The organism is Pseudomonas shirazensis (genome assembly GCF_050496565.1).
Taxonomy (GTDB): domain Bacteria; phylum Pseudomonadota; class Gammaproteobacteria; order Pseudomonadales; family Pseudomonadaceae; genus Aquipseudomonas; species Aquipseudomonas shirazensis_A.
Genome location: NZ_JBNWAE010000003.1, coordinates 172,524 through 190,309 on the forward strand (window position 1 = coordinate 172,524; position 17,786 = coordinate 190,309).

Consider the following 17,786-nt stretch of genomic DNA (forward strand, 5'->3'; position numbering starts at 1 on the left):
TCGCGTCAAATCATGTCCAAAGTCAGATTTTTCCGCTTTCCTGTAGTCCGTTTCCCAAACATACTTCCCAGCGCTTTGCGTCATTGCAGTCCATTCACATCCCCTCTAGCCTGACCCTGTCGCTGCCAATTCAGCGACCGGTTTTGACAGACTGTGAATTTAGTGACTGCGTGCCCGCGGCTTTCAATGGTGGCTGTACGTGGGGCACCTCGTGTGCGCCGGTTTCCTATTTTCCCGGTCTGTCAACCCGCGTACAGCTGCCACCCTTCTGTTTGACAGCAGATGCCGGCAGCACCACCAAAAAATAGGTATTCATATGCTCAAGATCGTCCCCGATCCACCCCTCTTTTCATCTGACCCATCCCCCTCCCTCGAAGACCTCCTGATCCAGATCTCCGAATACCTGGTCTGCGCCCTGACCGTCTCTCAGCAAACGGTAATGCTCCACTCAAAACCTCCCGGCCAAGTCCTGACGCTGGCTGCCATGCACGAAATCGAACATGCCCGCTCCCTGGTGGAAGTGGCGCTCAGTCGTGTTCAACGCCAGCACTGACCACGCGAGCAAACCCGCATTTCGCGCAGCCTAGGAGATACGTCATGGATAATCATCAGCCGCACTTTTTTGACAAGGTCAAAACCGTGGGAGTAGGTCAGTTCGGCGAGAGCGTCGATCTGGATTTGGAGAAACCATTGTTTCGCGTTCAAGCCGGGCACCCGCTGACCCATGCGCTCGAGCAGGCCACGGTGCTGATGTGCACGGTACACAAGCTCACTGATCTGGCCTTGGCCGATCAGCAGGAGGTGCCGACGCTACTGACCGCACTGCATTACTTGAGTGGCATGGCCAAAGCGCTTGCTCAGGATGTGAACCATGGTTTGATGGTTCACACACTGGGAAAATTACCGTCCCAATCCTGACACCACGCGGTTTCTGTAGGAGCGGCCTTGTGTCGCGAAAGGCTCGCGTAGCGGGCCCGGCGATATTGGTCGCGAAGCTGAAACCTGGGGCCGCTGCGCGCCCCTTTCGCGACACAAGGCCGCTCCTACAGGGATTTGCGTGAGGTCCAGACAATCTTCAGAAGTAGGTCGTCATACCTACAAAGTACGCCCGACCCGGCACGTAAAAGCTGGTCGACTCATCCCGCGGGTCTTCATCCAGCAAGTTCTGCACACCGGCATTGAGTGACAGCCAGTTGGTCGCCGCCCAATTGGCGCTGAAGTCGTAGGTGGTGTACGACTTGACGAAGTCGGTGCCCAGACCGCGCTGCTTGCCCACATGCTGCGCTGACAATTCGGTGCCGATGCGCTCGCTGATCTGCCAGTCGATGGCGCTGAACAGCGACAGTTTCGGCGCGCTGATGAGGTCGCGGCCGGTCGACAGGTTGCGGCTTTCGAGCATGTAGGTGGCGTTGGTGCGCCAGCTGGCATTTTCCCACAGGGGGACTGTGCTGCTGCCTTCCCAGCCGCGGGTGCGAGCTTTGTCGGCGTTTTCCAGCATGGTCCACCAGCGGCCCTGGAAGTTGCCCAGTGGGGCGTACTCGATCTTGTCCTTGAAGTCAGTGTGGAAGTAGGTGAGGCCTGCTTCCCAGCCATCGTGGTCATAGGACACGCCGATTTCTTTGTTGGTGCTGATTTCCGGCCGCAGGTTTGGATTACCGGCCATCCAGCATTCGCCGGTGACGTACCCCTGCGGGCGCAGCGATGTGCAGCCGCGACCGCCGGAGTTGGTCGCCGCACCGGCGCTGCCTTCTTTCAGGCTTGGCGCGCGGAAACCTCGCGATACGCCGCCGCGGACCGTCCAGTCCGGGTGCGGGTGGTAGACAAGGTAGGCGCGCGGGCTGTTGTGGTTGCCGTACTCGTCGCTGTGGTCAAAGCGGTTGCCCAAGGTCAACGAGAGGTTGTCGAGCAGGAACAGTTCGTCCTCGATGAACAGCGCCGAGTAGTCGCCCTCAAGGTCCGCACCACCGACTGGCTTGCCCTGATAATCGACGGGGACGGTGCCCAGCGTGTCGGTGTTGGTCAGTTGCTCGCGCTTCCACTGGCCGCCGACGGTAAGGCGCTGGTTGATCAGCACATCGAACGGGATGTTGAGGCTGCCTTCGACGATCTTTTCTTCAGAGCTGGCCTTGCCCCAGCTGATGTCGTTCTTGAATTTGTTCAGGTAGGCGTCGATGCGCGATGTGCCAAAGCCCCAGTCCGCGTTGTGCGAGATGATAAAGCTGTCCCGGGTCAGGCGATTGGCACCAAAGCCTTCACCAATGGTTTCGTCCCAGTCGCCGAAGGTCTTCTTCGATGACCATGAGCGCTCAACGCCTTGGGTGGCTTCGAACGACAGTTGGTGGTTGTCGTTGACTTGCCAGTTGAGCAGGGCGTTGACGCTGTGGTCCTTGGCCCCGCCAGCGCCGTCGTTGTAAACGAAGTCGCCGAGGGTATCGACCCGCGGCTCGACTTCGTCGGCAGCGCGCCGGGTGAGGTTGGCGCCCAGGCGCAGGCCCAGCGATTCGGTGATCGGGCCAGACAGGTTGACGCTGGTCTGGTTGGTCTGGCCGCGGTCGGAGTCTTCCGGGATGGTCGTGTTGGCGTTGAGCGAGCCGCTCCACTCACGGGAGACCTTGCGGGTGATGATGTTGATGACGCCGCCCATGGCGTCCGAGCCGTACAGCGACGACATCGGCCCGCGCACGATCTCGATCCGCTCGATCATGTTCGGCGAGATCCAGTTGATGTCCTGGCGGCCGAGGTCGCGGCGGTAGTTGGTGTCGGCGGAGCTGCCGATGCGTTTGCCGTCCACCAGAATCAGCGTGTACTTGTCGTCCAGGCCGCGCAGCTTGATCTTCGACTGTTCGCCCACCGGGCCAAAGCCGCCGGTCACGCCGGGGATGCGCCGCAGCAGGGTGTTGAGGTCGTACACCGGTTGGCGCTCGATCTCTTCGCGGGTAATGACGCTGACGCTGGCCGGGGCATCACGCACATCAGTGCCGCCGCCGCTAGCGGTGACGAACGAAGCTTGCAGTTCAGTGGCAGGCAGCGGTTCTAGCTCGAGGGTTTCCTCGGCCTGGACGGGGCTTGCGGCGATCAGCGCCAAGGTGAGCAGGGCACGGCAGAAGGGTGGGCGTGGCATCGTGGAACGGTCCTTGTCGATCGGTTGGATTCAAGAGGCAGAATGCAATCGGGGTCGGACGGTATCGCAAATGAGAACCATTTAAAAGTAATTGCCCAATTTTGTTTACACAAAACTGACAAATACTTTACTGAGCGCATTGCCGCAGCATGTTCTTGGAAAGCGTGATCGGGCCTTCACCCAGACATGAAAAAGCCCACTCGGCGGTGGGCTTGGCGGGGATCGATTCAGGCTCAGACAATCGTGGTCGCCTGCTAGCCTCTGCGGTTCCTGCGCTTCCATTCGTCAGCGACGTCGCCCATCGTTGCTGGTGCACCGCTCTTGATCCAGGCCATGAACGGACGGTCGAATTTAAAGCCATCACCGCATTCGGCGGTCAGGAACTGGCGGACCTTTTGGGTGTTACGGTATTGATCGTCCAAAGGAGTGGAACGACTGAAGGGGCCTGAATGCCAGTTGAAGCTCATGGGCCAGTCCTGCGGCGACGATTTGGATTTGCAGAGTAGCATCGCCGATTAATAGCCGCGAGCAGCTACACGCCGTCCCCGGCTTCCCCCAGCATTCCCAGTGCGCCATTGATCAGCGCGCGCACTCCATGGCCCAGTGCTGCCTCCATCTCAAGCTTTTCAGCCTCCCGATCGACGCCTGGCAGCGGCTCCAGGCTGGTTGCCGAATACACCGTATCCGCCACGGCAAAGCAATGAAACGCAACGGTCGCCAGTAGCCAACGCGCACTTTCTTGCGAGAGCGCGTAAGCCTGGGCGATGTGCGCCTGGTGCCCAATGATCTTGGCCAGCATCGACTCGGTCGCCACCGAGCGACGGATGATGTACGGCGTTAGCCCGGGGTGGGCTTTGACGAACGCCTGGATCGAGTCGGCAAAGCGCAGCATGTAACTGGCCAGGTCCGCGCACTCGTGCGCCTGGGGGATCTGCCAACGCTGGAACATTTCTTCGGCCACCAGAATCTTCAGCGCCTCCAGATTGGCCACATGCTTATACAGCGCCATGTGGCTGACGCCGATCGCGGCGGCAACGCCGACAAAGGTGATATGCGGCAGGCCTATCGCTATGCCGGCCTCGGCAATCCGTTCGCGGGTGATAAGGCGCGGGCGTCCTCGGGTCGCAGGTTGTTGGGGGGCACTCATGGCTGATCCTTGGTTCGTGACAGCAGTCTTGTAACCGTCTTGTCGAGAATTCGCAAATTAGTTTATAGTCATGCAACTAAATATGATTATGCTTCTCAGACCGCTTCGCATTCAGCGATTTGGCTTGATTTCGACGAGTTTTCCAATGAGCGCTGATGACATGGCTACGGCCATCCCGCCACCTGCCGGGGCGATATACCGACTACTCAAACCCATTCAGGGACGGCTGCTGTTGGCGGGATCGTTGGCGGCGCTCGGGGCGATGCTGACGTTGGTGCCGCTCGCGGCCATTGCGCACATCGGCACAATGTTACTGGGCGAGCAGGGCGGGGCCAGTGCAGCGCTGCACGGCAACATTGCCTGGGGCCTGGGTATCAGCGTGCTCAGCTTGTTGCTGGGCATCGCGCTCATGTCTGCAGGCGAGCTGCTGGCGCACCTGGCTGATAACCACATCACCCACCAGTTGCGTCTAGCCATTACCCAGCGCTTGTCACGGGTACCGTTGGGTTGGTTCAGTGAGCGTGCCTCGGGTGAGGTGAAGCAGGCGCTGCAGGACGATATCGCCACCCTGCACAGCCTGACGGCGCACTTCTACACAACTGTAGGGCGCGCGACGGGGGCCATTGCGGCTTCGTTGATCTACCTGTTTGCGATGGATTGGCGGCTGGCACTGGTGTCGCTGTTGCCGTTCCCTGGGTTCTTCCTGTTTTTCGGCAGGGCGATGAAGGCCAGCGCGGGCAATATGCAGGCGTTTGCAACCGGCATGGCCAAGATTGGCACGGCAGTCACTGAATTCGTTGACGGCGTGCAGGTAGTCAAGGCCTTTGGCAGCACCGGCAAGGCGCACGCCAGCTACCGCACTGCAGTGGATGATTTTGCCGACACATTCGCCGACTTCACCCGGCCGTTGGTAGCGTCGATGGCGACAGCCAATGCGCTGATCGCACCGGTATCGGTGCTGGGCGTGGTGCTCTGCAGCGGCGCAGGGTTTGTCGCGTTGGGCTGGATCGCCCCGCTTGAGGTCTTGCCGTTTGCCTTGGTGACCCCGGGGTTGTGCGCGCCGCTGCTGCTGTTGCACTACCTCAGCCACGACCTGAACAGTGCGAGCGCCGCCGCCCAGCGGATCCAGGCGCTGTTGCAGACACCTTTGTTGGAGCAGCCGCCAGCGGCTGTTGCGCACACGCCAGGCAGCAACGAGATACGCCTGGAGCAGGTCAGCTATAGCTATCGGCCGGAGCATACGGTGCTCAGCGACATCAGCTTGACGCTCAAGCCAGGCACGACCACAGCCATTGTCGGCCCATCCGGCGCGGGCAAATCGACGCTGGCGCGGCTGCTGTTGCGCTTTTTCGACCCCAGCGCAGGACGCATCACCCTGGGCGGCGTCGACCTGCGGCAGATCGAATCGACGCAGTTGTACCAGCGCATCGGTTTCGTCCTGCAGGAGGTGCGCCTGATCAATGCCAGCGTGCGCGACAACATCGCGCTGGGGCGCCCCTCGGCGAGCCAGGCACAGATCGAGGCCGCTGCCCGTATCGCCAACATTCATCAACGCATTACCTGCCTGCCGCGTGGCTACGACTCGATGGTCGGCGACGATGCGCGATTGTCCGGCGGTGAGCAGCAGCGCTTGAGTATTGCCCGCGCAGTGCTGCTGGACCCGCCGATTCTGCTACTCGACGAGGCCACCGCTGCGGCCGACGGCGACAGCGAAGCTGCCATCCAGGAGGCGCTGTCGCGCTTCGCCGCCGGGCGCACACTGCTGGTGATCGCCCACCGGCTGGACACGATCACGGACGCCGATCAGATCATCGTGGTCGACGGCGGGCGCATTTGCGAGCAGGGCAGGCACACCGACCTGCTCGCGCTGGGCGGGCTGTATGCACGGCTCTGGAGGCGGGGCGGTTATGTGCAGCGGGCGGGAGTGGCGACATGCTGAACGCGCTCTCTGAACTGCTGGCCGATGACGCCAAGGTGCTGTTTCGTTATCTCACGCTGGCGGTGGGCTACGGCTTGTTAAGCGGCCTGACCATCGCCATCGTGCTGCCGGCGCTGAGTTGCCTGTTGAACGGCGATATGCGTGGCAGTGGTCTGTGGCTCGGCGGGTTGCTGGGCGGGGTGCTGCTCTGCTGGGGGCTGCGCCTCAAGGTAGAACGGGCCGGGGTAGCGGTGGGGGTCGCGGTGCTGCGCAGCGCCCGCCAGCGCATTGGCGATCACGTGGCGCGCCTCCCGATTGGCTGGTTCGACGCCGAGCAGACGGCACGGCTCGCGCACGTGATTGGCCCAGGCATGATGGCGGTGGCGCAGTTGCCTGCGCATGTCTTCACGCCCCTGATCAGCAGCGCACTGACGTCGCTGGTGATGCTGTTGATGTTGTTCTGGATACACGGTCCGCTGGGTCTGGTTGCACTTTTGGGGCTGCCGATGCTGCTGAGTACGATGTGGCTCACGGGCCGCCTTGGGCGTGGCGTGGACGCGGCTTTTCAGCACGATTTCGCGGCCGCGAGCCAGCGCATTGTCGAATTCGCTCAGGCGCAGTCGGTGCTGCGGGCGTTCAACGGCGAGGGCGGCGGCACGCGCTTGCTGGACCAGGCCATCGACCGCCAGCGGCAATCATCCAGGCGTCTGATCGTGCGCTCGTCATTGTCTGCGCTGCTGAACGCCTGGGTGGTGCACGTGTTGTTTGCCTGCTTGCTCGGTGTGGCAGCGCTGTGGCTGAGCGATGCCTTGGGCGCAGGCGCGGACTACACCACGTTGGTGACGTTGGTCGTCGGGCTGGTGATGCTCTGCCGTTTTGTCGATCCGCTGTTGGAGGTTGCCAGCTACGCAGACATCCTGCGCGCTGGCCAGGCTCAGCTAGCGGCCGCACAGGCGATTCTCGCGGTCGCGCCGCTGACTCAGCCACACGCGCCGCAGCAACCGGCCGATGGCGCGGTCGAGCTGCATGACGTCAGCTTCGCGTATGCGCCCGGCCAGCCAAACGTTCTACAAGGCATCAGCCTGCGAATCAAAGCCGGCAGCATGGTTGCGCTGATCGGAGCGTCCGGCTCAGGCAAGACCACCCTGGTCAGGCTGATCGCGCGCTTTTTCGATGTCAGCCAAGGCAGCCTGCAGGTTGGCGGCGTGAATGTGCGGCAGATCGCCAGTGAGCGCCTGGCCGGGCAGATCAGTCAGATCTTCCAGGACAGCTACCTGTTCCAGGGCAGCATCGCCGATAACATCCGCATCGGTAAGCCGTCGGCCAGCACCGAGCAAGTACTGCTCGCGGCGCAGCAGGCGGGCGTCAGCGAGATCGTCGCGCGTCTGCCGGACGGCCTCGACAGCCAGGTCGGCGAAGGCGGGGCGCGGCTCTCCGGGGGCGAGCGTCAGCGCATCGCGATTGCCCGGGCGCTGCTCAAAGACGCACCGATCCTGCTGGTCGACGAAGCCACCGCAGCGCTGGATGCGGACAACCAGGCGGCGATTGCGCAAACCCTGCAGCGCCTGCGCGGCCGCTGCACGTTGATCGTCATCGCTCATCAACTGTCGACCGTGGCGACGGCTGATCAGATCGTGGTGCTGGAAAACGGCCGTGTCGTCGAGCAGGGCGCGCCGGCCGTCTTGCTTGGCGGTCGCGGCCGCTACGCCGAGTTCATCCGCCAGCGGCAGGCGGCGCAGGGCTGGCGTATCACCGCAGCCACCCAGCAAGGTCCGGTCTGATGCGTGCCGGTTGGCTTGGCGTATTCATTGGGCTGTGCGCCGTATCGCTGATGGTAGGGGCCCGCCCATTGCAGTGGGCGCAGTTGGTGGCGGGTGATGCGAGTGCCTGGCTGACGCTGACGGCGAGCCGCTTGCCGCGGCTGGCCGCGCTGGTCCTGATTGGTGCCGGTTTGGCCGTATGCGGGGTAATTCTGCAGCATGTGGTGCGCAACAAGTTTGTCGAGCCGGCCACCTCCGGCGGCCTGGACGCGGCCAAGCTGGGCATCCTCGTAGCGATGGTGCTGGCGCCGGGGGCGGGTAGTGCTGGGCGGATGCTGCTGGCGTTGGTGTTCTGCTTCGGCGCGAGTGCGCTGTTCGTTGCGATCATCCAGCGCATTCACCTGCGCAACAGCGTGCTGGTGCCGGTGATCGGGCTGATGTATGGCAGTGTGTTAAGCGCCTTGGCCGAGTTCTACGCCTACCGGCACAACATTCTGCAGAGCATGCAGGGCTGGCTGTTGGGCGACTTCTCCAGGGTAGTGCAGGGCAATTATGAAATCGTCTACCTGACGTTGCCTGTGGTTCTCGCCAGCTACCTGTACGCCCAACGCTTCACCGTGCTGGGCATGGGCGAGGGCATCGCCAGCGGCCTTGGCCTGAACTACGTCGGTACCGTGACCGCAGGCTTGATGCTCGTGGCGGTGACGGTGGCGGTCTCGGTGATCACGGTCGGGGCTATCCCGTTCGTGGGCCTGGTGATCCCCAACCTGGTTGCCCTGCGCTACGGCGATAACCTGCAGCGTACCCTGCCCATCGTGGCCCTCGGCGGTGCGGCGTTGCTGCTGCTGTGCGACATCCTGGGTCGGTTGATCATCTACCCCTTCGAGGTGCCGATCGGGCTGACCGCCGGGAGTCTTGGCGGCGTGCTGTTGCTGGCCTTGATCGTTTGGAGGCAGCGCTGATGGCCCGCAGCAGACTGTTCGCGATCTGGCTGTTGGTGGGTGCGCTCGGCGCAGTCTTTGTGCTGTGGAACACGGGGCTGGATTTTGACTATGTGATGCGCAAACGCCTGCTCCGCCTGGGCGCCATGACCATCGGTGGCGTCTGCGTGGCGTGGTCGTCGATCGCGTTCCAGACCCTTACCGGCAATCGCATTCTGACCCCGGCGATCATGGGCTATGAGGCTGTTTACCTGCTGTTCCAGGCATTACTGGTATTGGCGCTGGGCACCTCCAGCCTGGTCGTGCTCGGCGCTAGCGGCAACTTCGCGCTGTCGGTGCTGTTGATGCTGGTTTACTCGTGGGCGATCCATTACTGGTTGTTTCGCGATGGCCGCAGCAATGTCTATTTCCTGCTGCTGGTGGGACTGGTGCTGAGCATGCTGATGGGCACGTTTACCCAATTTGTGCAGCTCAAGGTGAGCCCCGGCGAGTTCTCGATGTTGCTCGGCTTCAGTCAGCCTTCGTTCAACCGCGCCCAGCCAGTGCAGTTGCTCTGCTCGGGGCTGCTGGTCAGCGCGGTGTTCTGCGTCGGCGTAACCAGGCTTGCGACGCTCGATGTGCTGGCGCTGGGGCGCGAGCAGGCGATTTCACTCGGTGTGGACTACCGGCGCACGGTGCGCCTGACGCTGGCGCTGATCGCCGTGCTGGTGGCGGTCTCCACTAGCTTGCTTGGGCCCGCGGCGTTCATGGGCATCTTTGTTGCGAACGTCACCTACGCACTGGCTGCGACGTTCCGCCATCGCATCACGCTGGCCTTGGGCAGCGCGGTCGCGATCGCGCTGTTCATCATCGCGCAACTGCTGGTCGAGCACGTCTTCAACTACAAAACTACCGTCGGCATTCTGGTCAACCTGCTGTGTGGCGGGTATTTCCTGGCGCTGATGGTGCGCGGCCGAGGCACACCATGATCACCGTTCACGACCTGCACAAATCCTACGCCGGCAAAGCCGTGTTGAATGGCGTCGACCTGAGCTTTCCACGCGGTCAGCTGACGTCACTGATCGGCCCCAATGGCGCCGGCAAGAGCACGCTGCTGATGACCCTTGCCCGTTTGCTGCAGCCCAGCCAGGGCGAGGTGCGCATCGACGGCCGGCGCATTGCCGACATCGCGCTGAAAGACTTCGCCAGGCAAGTGGCAACCTTGCGTCAGTCGCCGGATTTCAACCTGCGCCTGACGGTCGAGGAGCTGGTGGCGTTCGGTCGCTTTCCGCATTGCCGCGGTGTGTTGGGTGTCACTGATGTGCAGGCGATCGAGGACGCCATCGGCTTTCTTGCCCTGCAAGCGTTGCGCCACGCCTATATCGACGAGTTGAGCGGCGGCCAGCGGCAGATGGCGTTTCTGGCCATGACCATTGCCCAGCAAACCGATTACCTGCTGCTCGACGAACCCCTGAACAACCTGGATATCAGCCACGCCGTGCAGATCATGCGCGCGCTGCGCAGGCTCTGCGACGAGCAACGGCGAACGGTGATTCTGGTGGTGCATGACATCAACTTCGCCGCCAGCTACTCCGACCACATCGTTGCCATGCGCCAGGGGCGCGTGCATGCCCTGGGCTGCGTGGGCGAGGTGGTCACCGAAGCGTGCATGAGCGCGTTGTACGGTCTCGACTTTGAAATTACCCAAGGCCAGCGCGGCCGCCTCTGCAACTATTTCAACCCAGCATGAGAACTGCAATGATTAGCACCAAACACACCCGCTATTGGGCCTTGACCGTCATGATGACAGCGGCCGCTGCGCTGTCAGGTTGCAACGAAGAATCTGCGAGGTCGCCGACCAGTGCTGCCGCCCAGGCGGCATATACGGCGGTTACGGTATCGCATCAGTCAGGCACCAGCGTGGTCAACAAGCTGCCGCAGCGGGTGGTCGCGCTGGATATGAATGAGGTCGACTTTCTTGATCAACTGGGCGTGCCGGTGGCGGGCATGCCCAAGGATTTCGTGCCGCATTTTCTCGCTCGCTACAAGGACGCCGCCCAGGTGGAGGATTTAGGATCGATCGTGCAACCCAACCTGGAGCGCGTACACGCAAGCAGGCCCGACCTGATCCTGATCACGTCATTGCAGGCCAATCACTACGCCGAGCTCAGCGAGATGGCACCGACCATTCAGTTCGATGTTGACTACCGTGACAGCCAATCAAGGCACATCGAGGTGATCCGCGAGCACCTGCTGACGCTGGGCGAAATCTTCGGCAAGCAGGCCCTTGCCGCGGCCAAAGTCAGTGAGCTGGACGCCACGGTGGCACAGGCCAGGCGCATTACCCACGGGCGCCCGGAACGTGCGTTGGTGGTGCTGCACAACAACGGCGCGTTCAGCTCGTTCGGGGTCAACTCGCGCTATGGGTTTGTCTTCACGGCTCTGGGCGTCAAGCCCGCCGGCCCAGCGGGCGAAACCGGCCTGCACGGCCAGCCGATATCCAGCGAGTTCATACAGCTTGCCAACCCGGACATCATCTATGTGGTCGACCGCACAGCGGTGATGGAGCGCCGAGCTGGCATGACGGCGGCCAGCATGAGTAACCCGTTGCTGCGTCAGACGACCGCGTGGAAGCAGCACCGCGTGCTCTTCGTCGACCCTGAAGCCTGGTATGTCACGGCCGCCAGCCCAACCTCGCTGAAGTTGATCGTCGATGACGTGATCAAAGCCTACCAACCCTGATTCAACCCTGAACTGAAACACCGATATGCCTATGGGCCAGCGCATCGCACTGGCGCCATTGCTTTCGCTCGCCCTGAAAAAACACAACCACTGCCCGTACTACCCACTGGAGCTTCAGCGTGAACAACGTTCCCGTAACCCCCGCGCGCCTTCGCGCAGCCTTTACCCGCAAGCCACTCGCCACCGCTGTGCAAGCGATGCTGTTCGGGGCGAGTCTGAGCAGCCAGGCGTTAGCTGCGCAAGACAGCCAGCCGGCGCCGCAGGAGAGCGCTGCAGTACTGCCCGCCACCCACATCGAAGACACCGAGTTGCAGTCAGCCGAACTGCCCAGCGAATATGCCGGCGGCCAGGTTGCCTATGGTGGTCGGGTGGGCCTGCTCGGCAACAAGGACTTCATGGAGACGCCGTTCAGCACCATCAGCTACACCGAGAAATTTATTGCCGATACCCAGGCGCAGAACATCACCGATGTGATTGCCGCTACTGATCCTTCGGTATTCAGCAACGGCCTGACCGGTACCTACAGCGAGAACTACCTGATCCGCGGCCTGGCCTCGAGCAGCAGTGACATGAGCTTCGGCGGCCTGTTCGGCATCGCGCCGTTCTATCGCACCTCACCGGAAATGTTCGAGCGGATAGAGGTGCTCAAAGGGCCGTCAGCGTTGCTCAATGGCATGCCGCCGAATGGCTCCGTGGCGGGCACGGTCAACCTGGTGCCCAAACGCGCAGGCGAGCAGCCGCTGACTCGGCTGACCACCAGCTACATGTCGGATGCGCAGTTAGGTGGGCACCTCGACGTTGGCCGGCGGTTTGGCCAGGACCAGCAGTTCGGCGTGCGCTTCAACCAGGTCTATCGCGACGGCGACACAGCGGTCGACGGGCAGCGGATGAAAGTCGGCGTCTCGGCACTGGCACTGGACTGGCGAGGCGAGCGGGCGCGCTTGTCGGCAGACTTTTACAGTGCCGATGACAAGGTCAGAGGGCAAAACCGGGGCATCAGCCTGGCACCGGGAGTGGCAGTGCCCAAACCGCCAAAATCCGACACGCTGCTCAACCCGGATTGGGCCTATGTCGAAAGCAAGGACAAGGGCGCGATGCTGCGCGGCGAGTTTGATCTCAACGAGCATTTGCTCGCCTACGCGGCGGTCGGCGCGAGCAAGACCGACTACGCCTACAGCGGGACCATGTCTGCCCAGGTGATCAACGCTGCGGGTGACTACAACACCACCATGGGCCAGCTGAAAATGCAGCTCGAGAAAAAATCCGCTGAAGCCGGCGTGCGCGCAACCTTCGATACCTTCGGCATCGGTCATCAGCTGACGGTGAATGCCACCCATTATGATGACGAGCAAAAAGACTTCGGCCGTCGTTCGGTGCCGGGTGCCAATGTCACCACCAATATCTACCATCCTGTCTGGGGGCCGGCTGCCGCCGAGTCCTGGCCTGCCGTGCAACATCTGGAAAATCGCCTGGCCAGCTACGGCGTCGCCGATACGCTGTCGGTGTTGGAGGACCGGTTGCAGTTGACCGTCGGCGTGCGTCGTCAGGAGGTGCTGACTGACACCTTCAGCATTGTCACCGGCGATCGCACCTCACGTTACGACGAAAGCGCCACGACGCCTGCCGTCGCGTTGCTGGTCAAAGTAACTGACGACTTGTCGCTGTATGCCAACTACATCGAGGGGTTGAGCAAAGGTGCAGTTGCGCCGATCACCAGCGCCAATTCCGGCGAAGTGTTTGCCCCGTACAAATCCAAACAGAAAGAAGTCGGCCTGAAGCTGGACCTGGGCAGCTTCACCCATACTTTGGCGCTGTACCAGATTGAACGCCCAGGCAGCTATACCGACCCGGTCAGCAATATCTACTCTTTTGGTGGCGAGCAGCGTAACCGCGGCGTGGAGTGGGGGTTCTTCGGCGCGCCGCTCAGCGATGTCCGTTTGATGGGAGGGGTGGGCTATGTTGAAGCAGAAGTGACCAAAAGCGCCAACGTTGCCAGCGAAGGCAAGCTGGCCACCGGGTTGCCCAAACTGCAGGGTAAGCTGGGCCTTGAGTGGGATACGCCGCTGGTGCCGGGCCTGACCCTGACCGGCAATGCTACTTCGGTCGGCAAGCAGTACATCAGCAGCGACAACACGCTGTCGATCCCGGGCTACACCATCTATGACGTAGGTGCCCGCTACACCACCCAGGCAGCCAGCTATCCCTTGACCTTGCGCGGCAGCGTGACCAACGTCACCAACAAGGCCTACTGGGGCATGCCGTTGACTTCCAGTCTTGGCCTTGGGGCTCCGCGCACTGTTCAGTTATCGGCGACCGTCGACTTCTGACGATATTTGAACAGGGCAACCATCCTGCACTGGCCGGGGCGCAGCTAAATCTGAACTGCTCCGCCAGTGGACTGCCCAACGACCACACACTGAGGAAACTGCCATGACCGATCCAAAAGACGACCAGCAAGACAGCCAGGTGCCGGCTCACTCCACCGAAGAGGAAAAAGCTCGGCTCAAGGACAGGAACAAGGATGGGATTCCGCCTGGTGCCGAGTGAAAGCGCGCCTCGGCGGCCAGGCCCTCAAGCATGTGGGGCTGGCCGCCATTCACGTTGAGCCGTTTCCTGAAGGCGGCGAATCTGTTCGATGTTCAGACTCGCTGACGCGATCAGCTGTGGATCAATCCATCTGCAGATAGTTGATCGAAATCGCCACAACCTCCGCCGCCGCATGCAGTAACACCGGCACCAGCAAACCGCCGCTGGCCACACGTGCGATGGCCAGGATCAAGCCGACCGCGACCAGCGTTATCAAGGTGATCAGGTTGTCGTACTGATTGTGCAGTGCAGCGAACACCAGCGTGCTGACCACAATCGCGGTCCACTGCCAGAAGCGGCCTCTGTCCAGCGGAAACACGCGCATCACGTAGTGCCTGAACAGCAGCTCTTCGGCGACCGGCGGGAACAGCACCAAGGTCAGGCAGAGCAGGGCGATCCGGGCCGGACTAAGCCCGTCGTAGAAGTGCACCATGAAGCTTTCGCGGGGTATCTGCAGAAGGTACATCAGCAGCGCACACAGCGTGTAGACACCGACCATGGCGATCAGCCCAAACAGCAACGGGCGCCGCCAGTGCTGGCCGAGGATCACCTGCCTGAGGCCTTGCTTGCGGTACTGCAAACACAGCAACACCAGCAGGCCGATCGCGGCGTAGCCTACCGAGTTGATCAGCTTCTGGCTGGTGAGGGGCGCGGACGGGTCGGGCAGGACAACCAGCACGCTTGCCGCGAGGTAGATGATGAGCGCCAGGGCCAGCATGCCAAGGCGCTTGAAGACGTTATAGCGTGACGACGCAGGAGCTACCGCTGTGGGCAGGGATGATGCTGAGGTTTGCACGGAGACGTTCCTTGTTTGGGCAATTCGGCGGGCATCTTGCCGTTGCCGCTATCGCCTGACAATCGACGATCGTAGATAAACAATATTTACCCTGGACAGCACAACGCTCGTTCCCCAACTTCCCATAGCAATGGGCCTGAATGGTGCAGGGTTGCCTCGGGATGAGTCATAAAGCACAGGCACGACACTGTTAAACCAAAAAATATGTGCTGACTGCACAGTGATCATTGTTGCAGACGCACGCTTTTTACGAGATCAGCGGCCGCCTCGAAGCGGCCCGCATATTGCTCTAGCTGCTCCATCCACAACCCGGAGCAGCATCGATGAGCGCGCCCAGCGAATTCCCGTTATCCGAAGCCCCGCAGTCAGCCCGCAAGGGCCTGCTGCCGATCGCCATGGTTTTGTTCAGTTTCACCTTCTTCACCGGCACCATGTTCGCCGGCGGCAAGCTGGGCATGGCATTCAATTTTGTCGACATGCTGTGGATTGCTACCATCGGCAACTCACTGCTGGCGCTGTACGCCGCAAGCCTAGCGTTCATCGCCTCGCGCAGCGGGCTGAACACGGTACTGATGGGGCGGTTTTGTTTTGGCGAGGCGGGCAGCCGGCTGTCGGACTTTCTGCTGGGCTTCGCCGAGTTGGGCTGGTACGCCTGGGGCACCGCGACGGTGGCGATCGTATTGGTGAAGATCCTCGGCTTGGCCGAGGGCTTCACCGTGCCGCTGATGGTGCTGTTCGGTCTTGGTTTCAGCATTACCGCGATCATTGGCTTCAAGGGCCTGGACCTGCTGTCGCGGGTGTCGGTGCCGTTGATGTTCGTGCTGTTGCTGGTGTCGATGTACATCGCCACCGGCGACGCCGGTGGGTTTGCTGGCCTGGCTGCGGTAGTGCCGCATGAGGCGATGACGTTTTCGGCGGCTGTGACCATGGTCTTTGGCACCTTCGCCAGCGGTGCGACTCAAGCCACCAACTGGACGCGCCTGTCGCGCAGCGGGCGAGTCGCGGTGACCGCCAGCGTGGTCAGTTTTCTGCTCGGCAATGGCTTGATGGTGGTGGCGGGAGCGTGGTGCGCGATGGTCTATCAGCAGGCCGATATCGTCGAGGTGATGATCCTGCAGGGCTTGTCGTTCGCTGCAGTGATCATGCTCTGCCTGAACCTGTGGACCATCCAGGGGCCGACCATCTACAACGTCTCGGCAGCGGCCTGCCACCTGCTGCGCAGCGAACGCCGGCGCACGGCAACCTTGGTCGCGGCGGGCCTGGGCATCCTCCTGGCGATAGGCGGCATGTACGAGTTGCTGATCCCGTTTCTGGTGCTGCTGGGCTCAATCATTCCGCCGGTCGGTGGGGTGATCATGGCTGATTTCTGGTACCGCCACCGCGGCAAGTACCCTGCGCTGGCCTCGGTGAAACTGCCACGCTACAACCTCAAAGGGCTGACCGCCTACGCCGTTGGAGCGTTGTTGGCCTACTGCTCGCCGTGGGTGGCGCCGCTGGTGGGGATTGGCGCTTCGGCGCTGTGCTATATCGTCCTGATTGAGCTGAGCGGGCGGCGTCGGGCGCTGGCGCAGGTCGAGCCGTGAGCCTGGCATTGGAAGAAATTCTGCGCCTGCCAGGGCTTGCGCAGATGACTGTGCGCGCCGGCCAACGCAACCTGCAGCGGCGGGTGCGTTGGCCCTATGTAGCCGAGAACGAGGGGATCGCCGAGTGGGTGATGGGCGGTGAGCTGGTGTTCGTTACGGGCATCAATCACCCGCGCGGCGAGGCCAATCTGCTGAGCCTGGTCGAGGATGGCGACGCGGTGGGCATCGCCGGTTTGGTGATCCTCACGGGCGGCAGCTTCATCCAGCAGATTCCGCCGAAGGTGATCGAGCGCGCCGAGCAACTGGGCCTGAGCTTGATCGAGCAGCCCTATGCGCTGAAGATGGTGGTGGTGACCCATTTGATCGGTACAGCGCTGGTGCAGATGGCGCAAGCGCGCCGCTCGCGCGACGACATCATCGGCCAGCTGCTCACCGGCGACTATCCAAGCCTGGCCATCGCCCGGCAGCGCGCCGCGCACTTGCAGCTGGCGCTGGATGAGCCGCGGCGGCTGGTGGCGCTGCGGTTGGCAGGCGATGAGGTATTCGAACAACATGCTCCGGAGCAAGCCGAGCGCCTCTGGCAGGCCAGCCAGCAAGCGCTGGAAGACTGCCTGCAAGCCTGGTGTCGCACCCAGCCTGGCGCTGTCACGGCGCAGTTGCCGGGCGATCTGTTTGTGCTGTTGCTGCCTGACGGGCCGAACCTGCGCGATGCGTTGGCGCAGTTGCATCAGCAGTTGCAGGTTATTGCCGGGGAGGCCGGGGTGTACCTGGGCATGTCCAGTCTGGCCGAGGACTGCGCGCACTATCGCCAGGCACTTAACGAGGCCCGCCAGGCGCTCGACGTCGCCCAGCATTTGCGCCCGGCCAGCGGCCTGTGCGACTTCAGCGAGCTGGGCGTGCTGCGCCTGTTGCAGGGGATCAGTGATCGCGGCCTGATCGACAGCTTCGTCAGCCAAACCCTCGGTCGCCTGATCGAAACCGGGCGCAAGCATCCCCATGCGTTGTTGCACACACTCGACGCCTTGCTGGGCGCCAACGGCAACGCCTTGCAAGCCGCCGCTCGGCTGGGCCTGCACCGCAACACCATCAATCAACGCATGGGCAGAATCGAACAACTGAGCGGGCAATCACTCGATGATCCGCTTTTTCGTATGAATGCTGCGGTCGCTATGCTCATATGGCGCATGACCGCAGCCCAGGGCAAGGAGTAGAA

Annotated in this window: 15 protein-coding genes; 11 read left to right on the forward strand and 4 right to left on the reverse strand. The window is 62.2% G+C overall.

Annotation, left to right across the window (positions count from 1 at the left end; translation table 11 throughout):
* Positions 1 to 316: 316 nt before the first annotated feature.
* Positions 317 to 553 carry a hypothetical protein gene (locus tag ACQZ2L_RS06730; protein ID WP_430325323.1) on the forward strand — a complete coding sequence of 79 codons (237 nt, stop codon included), beginning with the start codon at positions 317 to 319 and terminating at the stop codon, positions 551 to 553.
* A gap of 44 nt (positions 554 to 597) precedes the next feature.
* A complete protein-coding gene (locus ACQZ2L_RS06735; protein WP_430325324.1) occupies positions 598 to 918 on the forward strand; it encodes a DUF3077 domain-containing protein in 321 nt (106 codons plus the stop codon).
* 157 nt (positions 919 to 1,075) lie between these two features.
* On the opposite strand, the gene ACQZ2L_RS06740 is transcribed toward ACQZ2L_RS06735, so the two are convergent.
* From ACQZ2L_RS06740 to ACQZ2L_RS06750, 3 genes are all read right to left on the reverse strand, one after another.
* Entirely contained in the window at positions 1,076 to 3,121 is a 2,046-nt protein-coding gene (locus ACQZ2L_RS06740; protein ID WP_430325325.1) for a TonB-dependent receptor domain-containing protein, read from the reverse strand.
* Positions 3,122 to 3,375: 254 nt separating this feature from the next.
* A complete protein-coding gene (locus ACQZ2L_RS06745) occupies positions 3,376 to 3,588 on the reverse strand; it encodes a DUF6434 domain-containing protein (protein ID WP_430325326.1) in 213 nt (70 codons plus the stop codon).
* A 65-nt stretch (positions 3,589 to 3,653) separates the two neighbouring features.
* On the reverse strand, positions 3,654 to 4,268 hold the full coding sequence (locus tag ACQZ2L_RS06750; protein WP_430325327.1) for a TetR/AcrR family transcriptional regulator: 615 nt from the start codon (positions 4,266 to 4,268) through the stop codon (positions 3,654 to 3,656).
* A 145-nt stretch (positions 4,269 to 4,413) separates the two neighbouring features.
* On the opposite strand from ACQZ2L_RS06750, the gene ACQZ2L_RS06755 reads away from it, so the two are divergent.
* The 7 genes from ACQZ2L_RS06755 to ACQZ2L_RS06785 all read left to right on the forward strand — a co-directional run bounded on the left by ACQZ2L_RS06755 (position 4,414) and on the right by ACQZ2L_RS06785 (position 13,935).
* A complete protein-coding gene (locus tag ACQZ2L_RS06755; protein ID WP_430325328.1) occupies positions 4,414 to 6,207 on the forward strand; it encodes an ABC transporter ATP-binding protein in 1,794 nt (597 codons plus the stop codon).
* A complete protein-coding gene (locus tag ACQZ2L_RS06760; RefSeq protein WP_430325329.1) occupies positions 6,201 to 7,967 on the forward strand; it encodes an ABC transporter ATP-binding protein in 1,767 nt (588 codons plus the stop codon). Before ACQZ2L_RS06755 ends, ACQZ2L_RS06760 begins: the two co-directional genes overlap by 7 nt.
* Complete coding sequence (locus ACQZ2L_RS06765) at positions 7,967 to 8,908, forward strand: ABC transporter permease (RefSeq protein WP_430325330.1); 942 nt, start codon at positions 7,967 to 7,969, stop codon at positions 8,906 to 8,908. Before ACQZ2L_RS06760 ends, ACQZ2L_RS06765 begins: the two co-directional genes overlap by 1 nt.
* The gene (locus ACQZ2L_RS06770; protein WP_430325331.1) at positions 8,908 to 9,855 is read left to right on the forward strand and encodes an iron chelate uptake ABC transporter family permease subunit; all 948 of its coding nucleotides are present in this window, start codon (positions 8,908 to 8,910) and stop codon (positions 9,853 to 9,855) included. The genes ACQZ2L_RS06765 and ACQZ2L_RS06770 overlap by 1 nt, the downstream gene beginning before the upstream one ends.
* Complete coding sequence (locus ACQZ2L_RS06775) at positions 9,852 to 10,616, forward strand: ABC transporter ATP-binding protein (protein WP_430325332.1); 765 nt, start codon at positions 9,852 to 9,854, stop codon at positions 10,614 to 10,616. The genes ACQZ2L_RS06770 and ACQZ2L_RS06775 overlap by 4 nt, the downstream gene beginning before the upstream one ends.
* Before the next feature lie 8 nt (positions 10,617 to 10,624).
* Complete coding sequence (locus ACQZ2L_RS06780; protein ID WP_430325333.1) at positions 10,625 to 11,608, forward strand: siderophore ABC transporter substrate-binding protein; 984 nt, start codon at positions 10,625 to 10,627, stop codon at positions 11,606 to 11,608.
* Positions 11,609 to 11,805: 197 nt separating this feature from the next.
* Positions 11,806 to 13,935, forward strand: coding sequence for a TonB-dependent receptor (locus tag ACQZ2L_RS06785; protein WP_430325472.1), 2,130 nt, complete (start codon positions 11,806 to 11,808; stop codon positions 13,933 to 13,935).
* A 341-nt stretch (positions 13,936 to 14,276) separates the two neighbouring features.
* Here the strand turns inward: ACQZ2L_RS06785 and ACQZ2L_RS06790 are convergent, their stop codons facing one another.
* Positions 14,277 to 14,990, reverse strand: coding sequence for a CPBP family intramembrane glutamic endopeptidase (locus tag ACQZ2L_RS06790; protein ID WP_430325334.1), 714 nt, complete (start codon positions 14,988 to 14,990; stop codon positions 14,277 to 14,279).
* A 323-nt stretch (positions 14,991 to 15,313) separates the two neighbouring features.
* Between ACQZ2L_RS06790 and codB the strand changes: the two genes are divergently transcribed.
* Together codB and ACQZ2L_RS06800 are read left to right on the forward strand one after the other, a co-directional pair.
* Positions 15,314 to 16,573, forward strand: coding sequence for a cytosine permease (codB, locus tag ACQZ2L_RS06795; RefSeq protein WP_430325335.1), 1,260 nt, complete (start codon positions 15,314 to 15,316; stop codon positions 16,571 to 16,573).
* Positions 16,570 to 17,784 carry a PucR family transcriptional regulator gene (locus ACQZ2L_RS06800; RefSeq protein ID WP_430325336.1) on the forward strand — a complete coding sequence of 405 codons (1,215 nt, stop codon included), beginning with the start codon at positions 16,570 to 16,572 and terminating at the stop codon, positions 17,782 to 17,784. Before codB ends, ACQZ2L_RS06800 begins: the two co-directional genes overlap by 4 nt.
* Positions 17,785 to 17,786 lie beyond the last annotated feature (2 nt).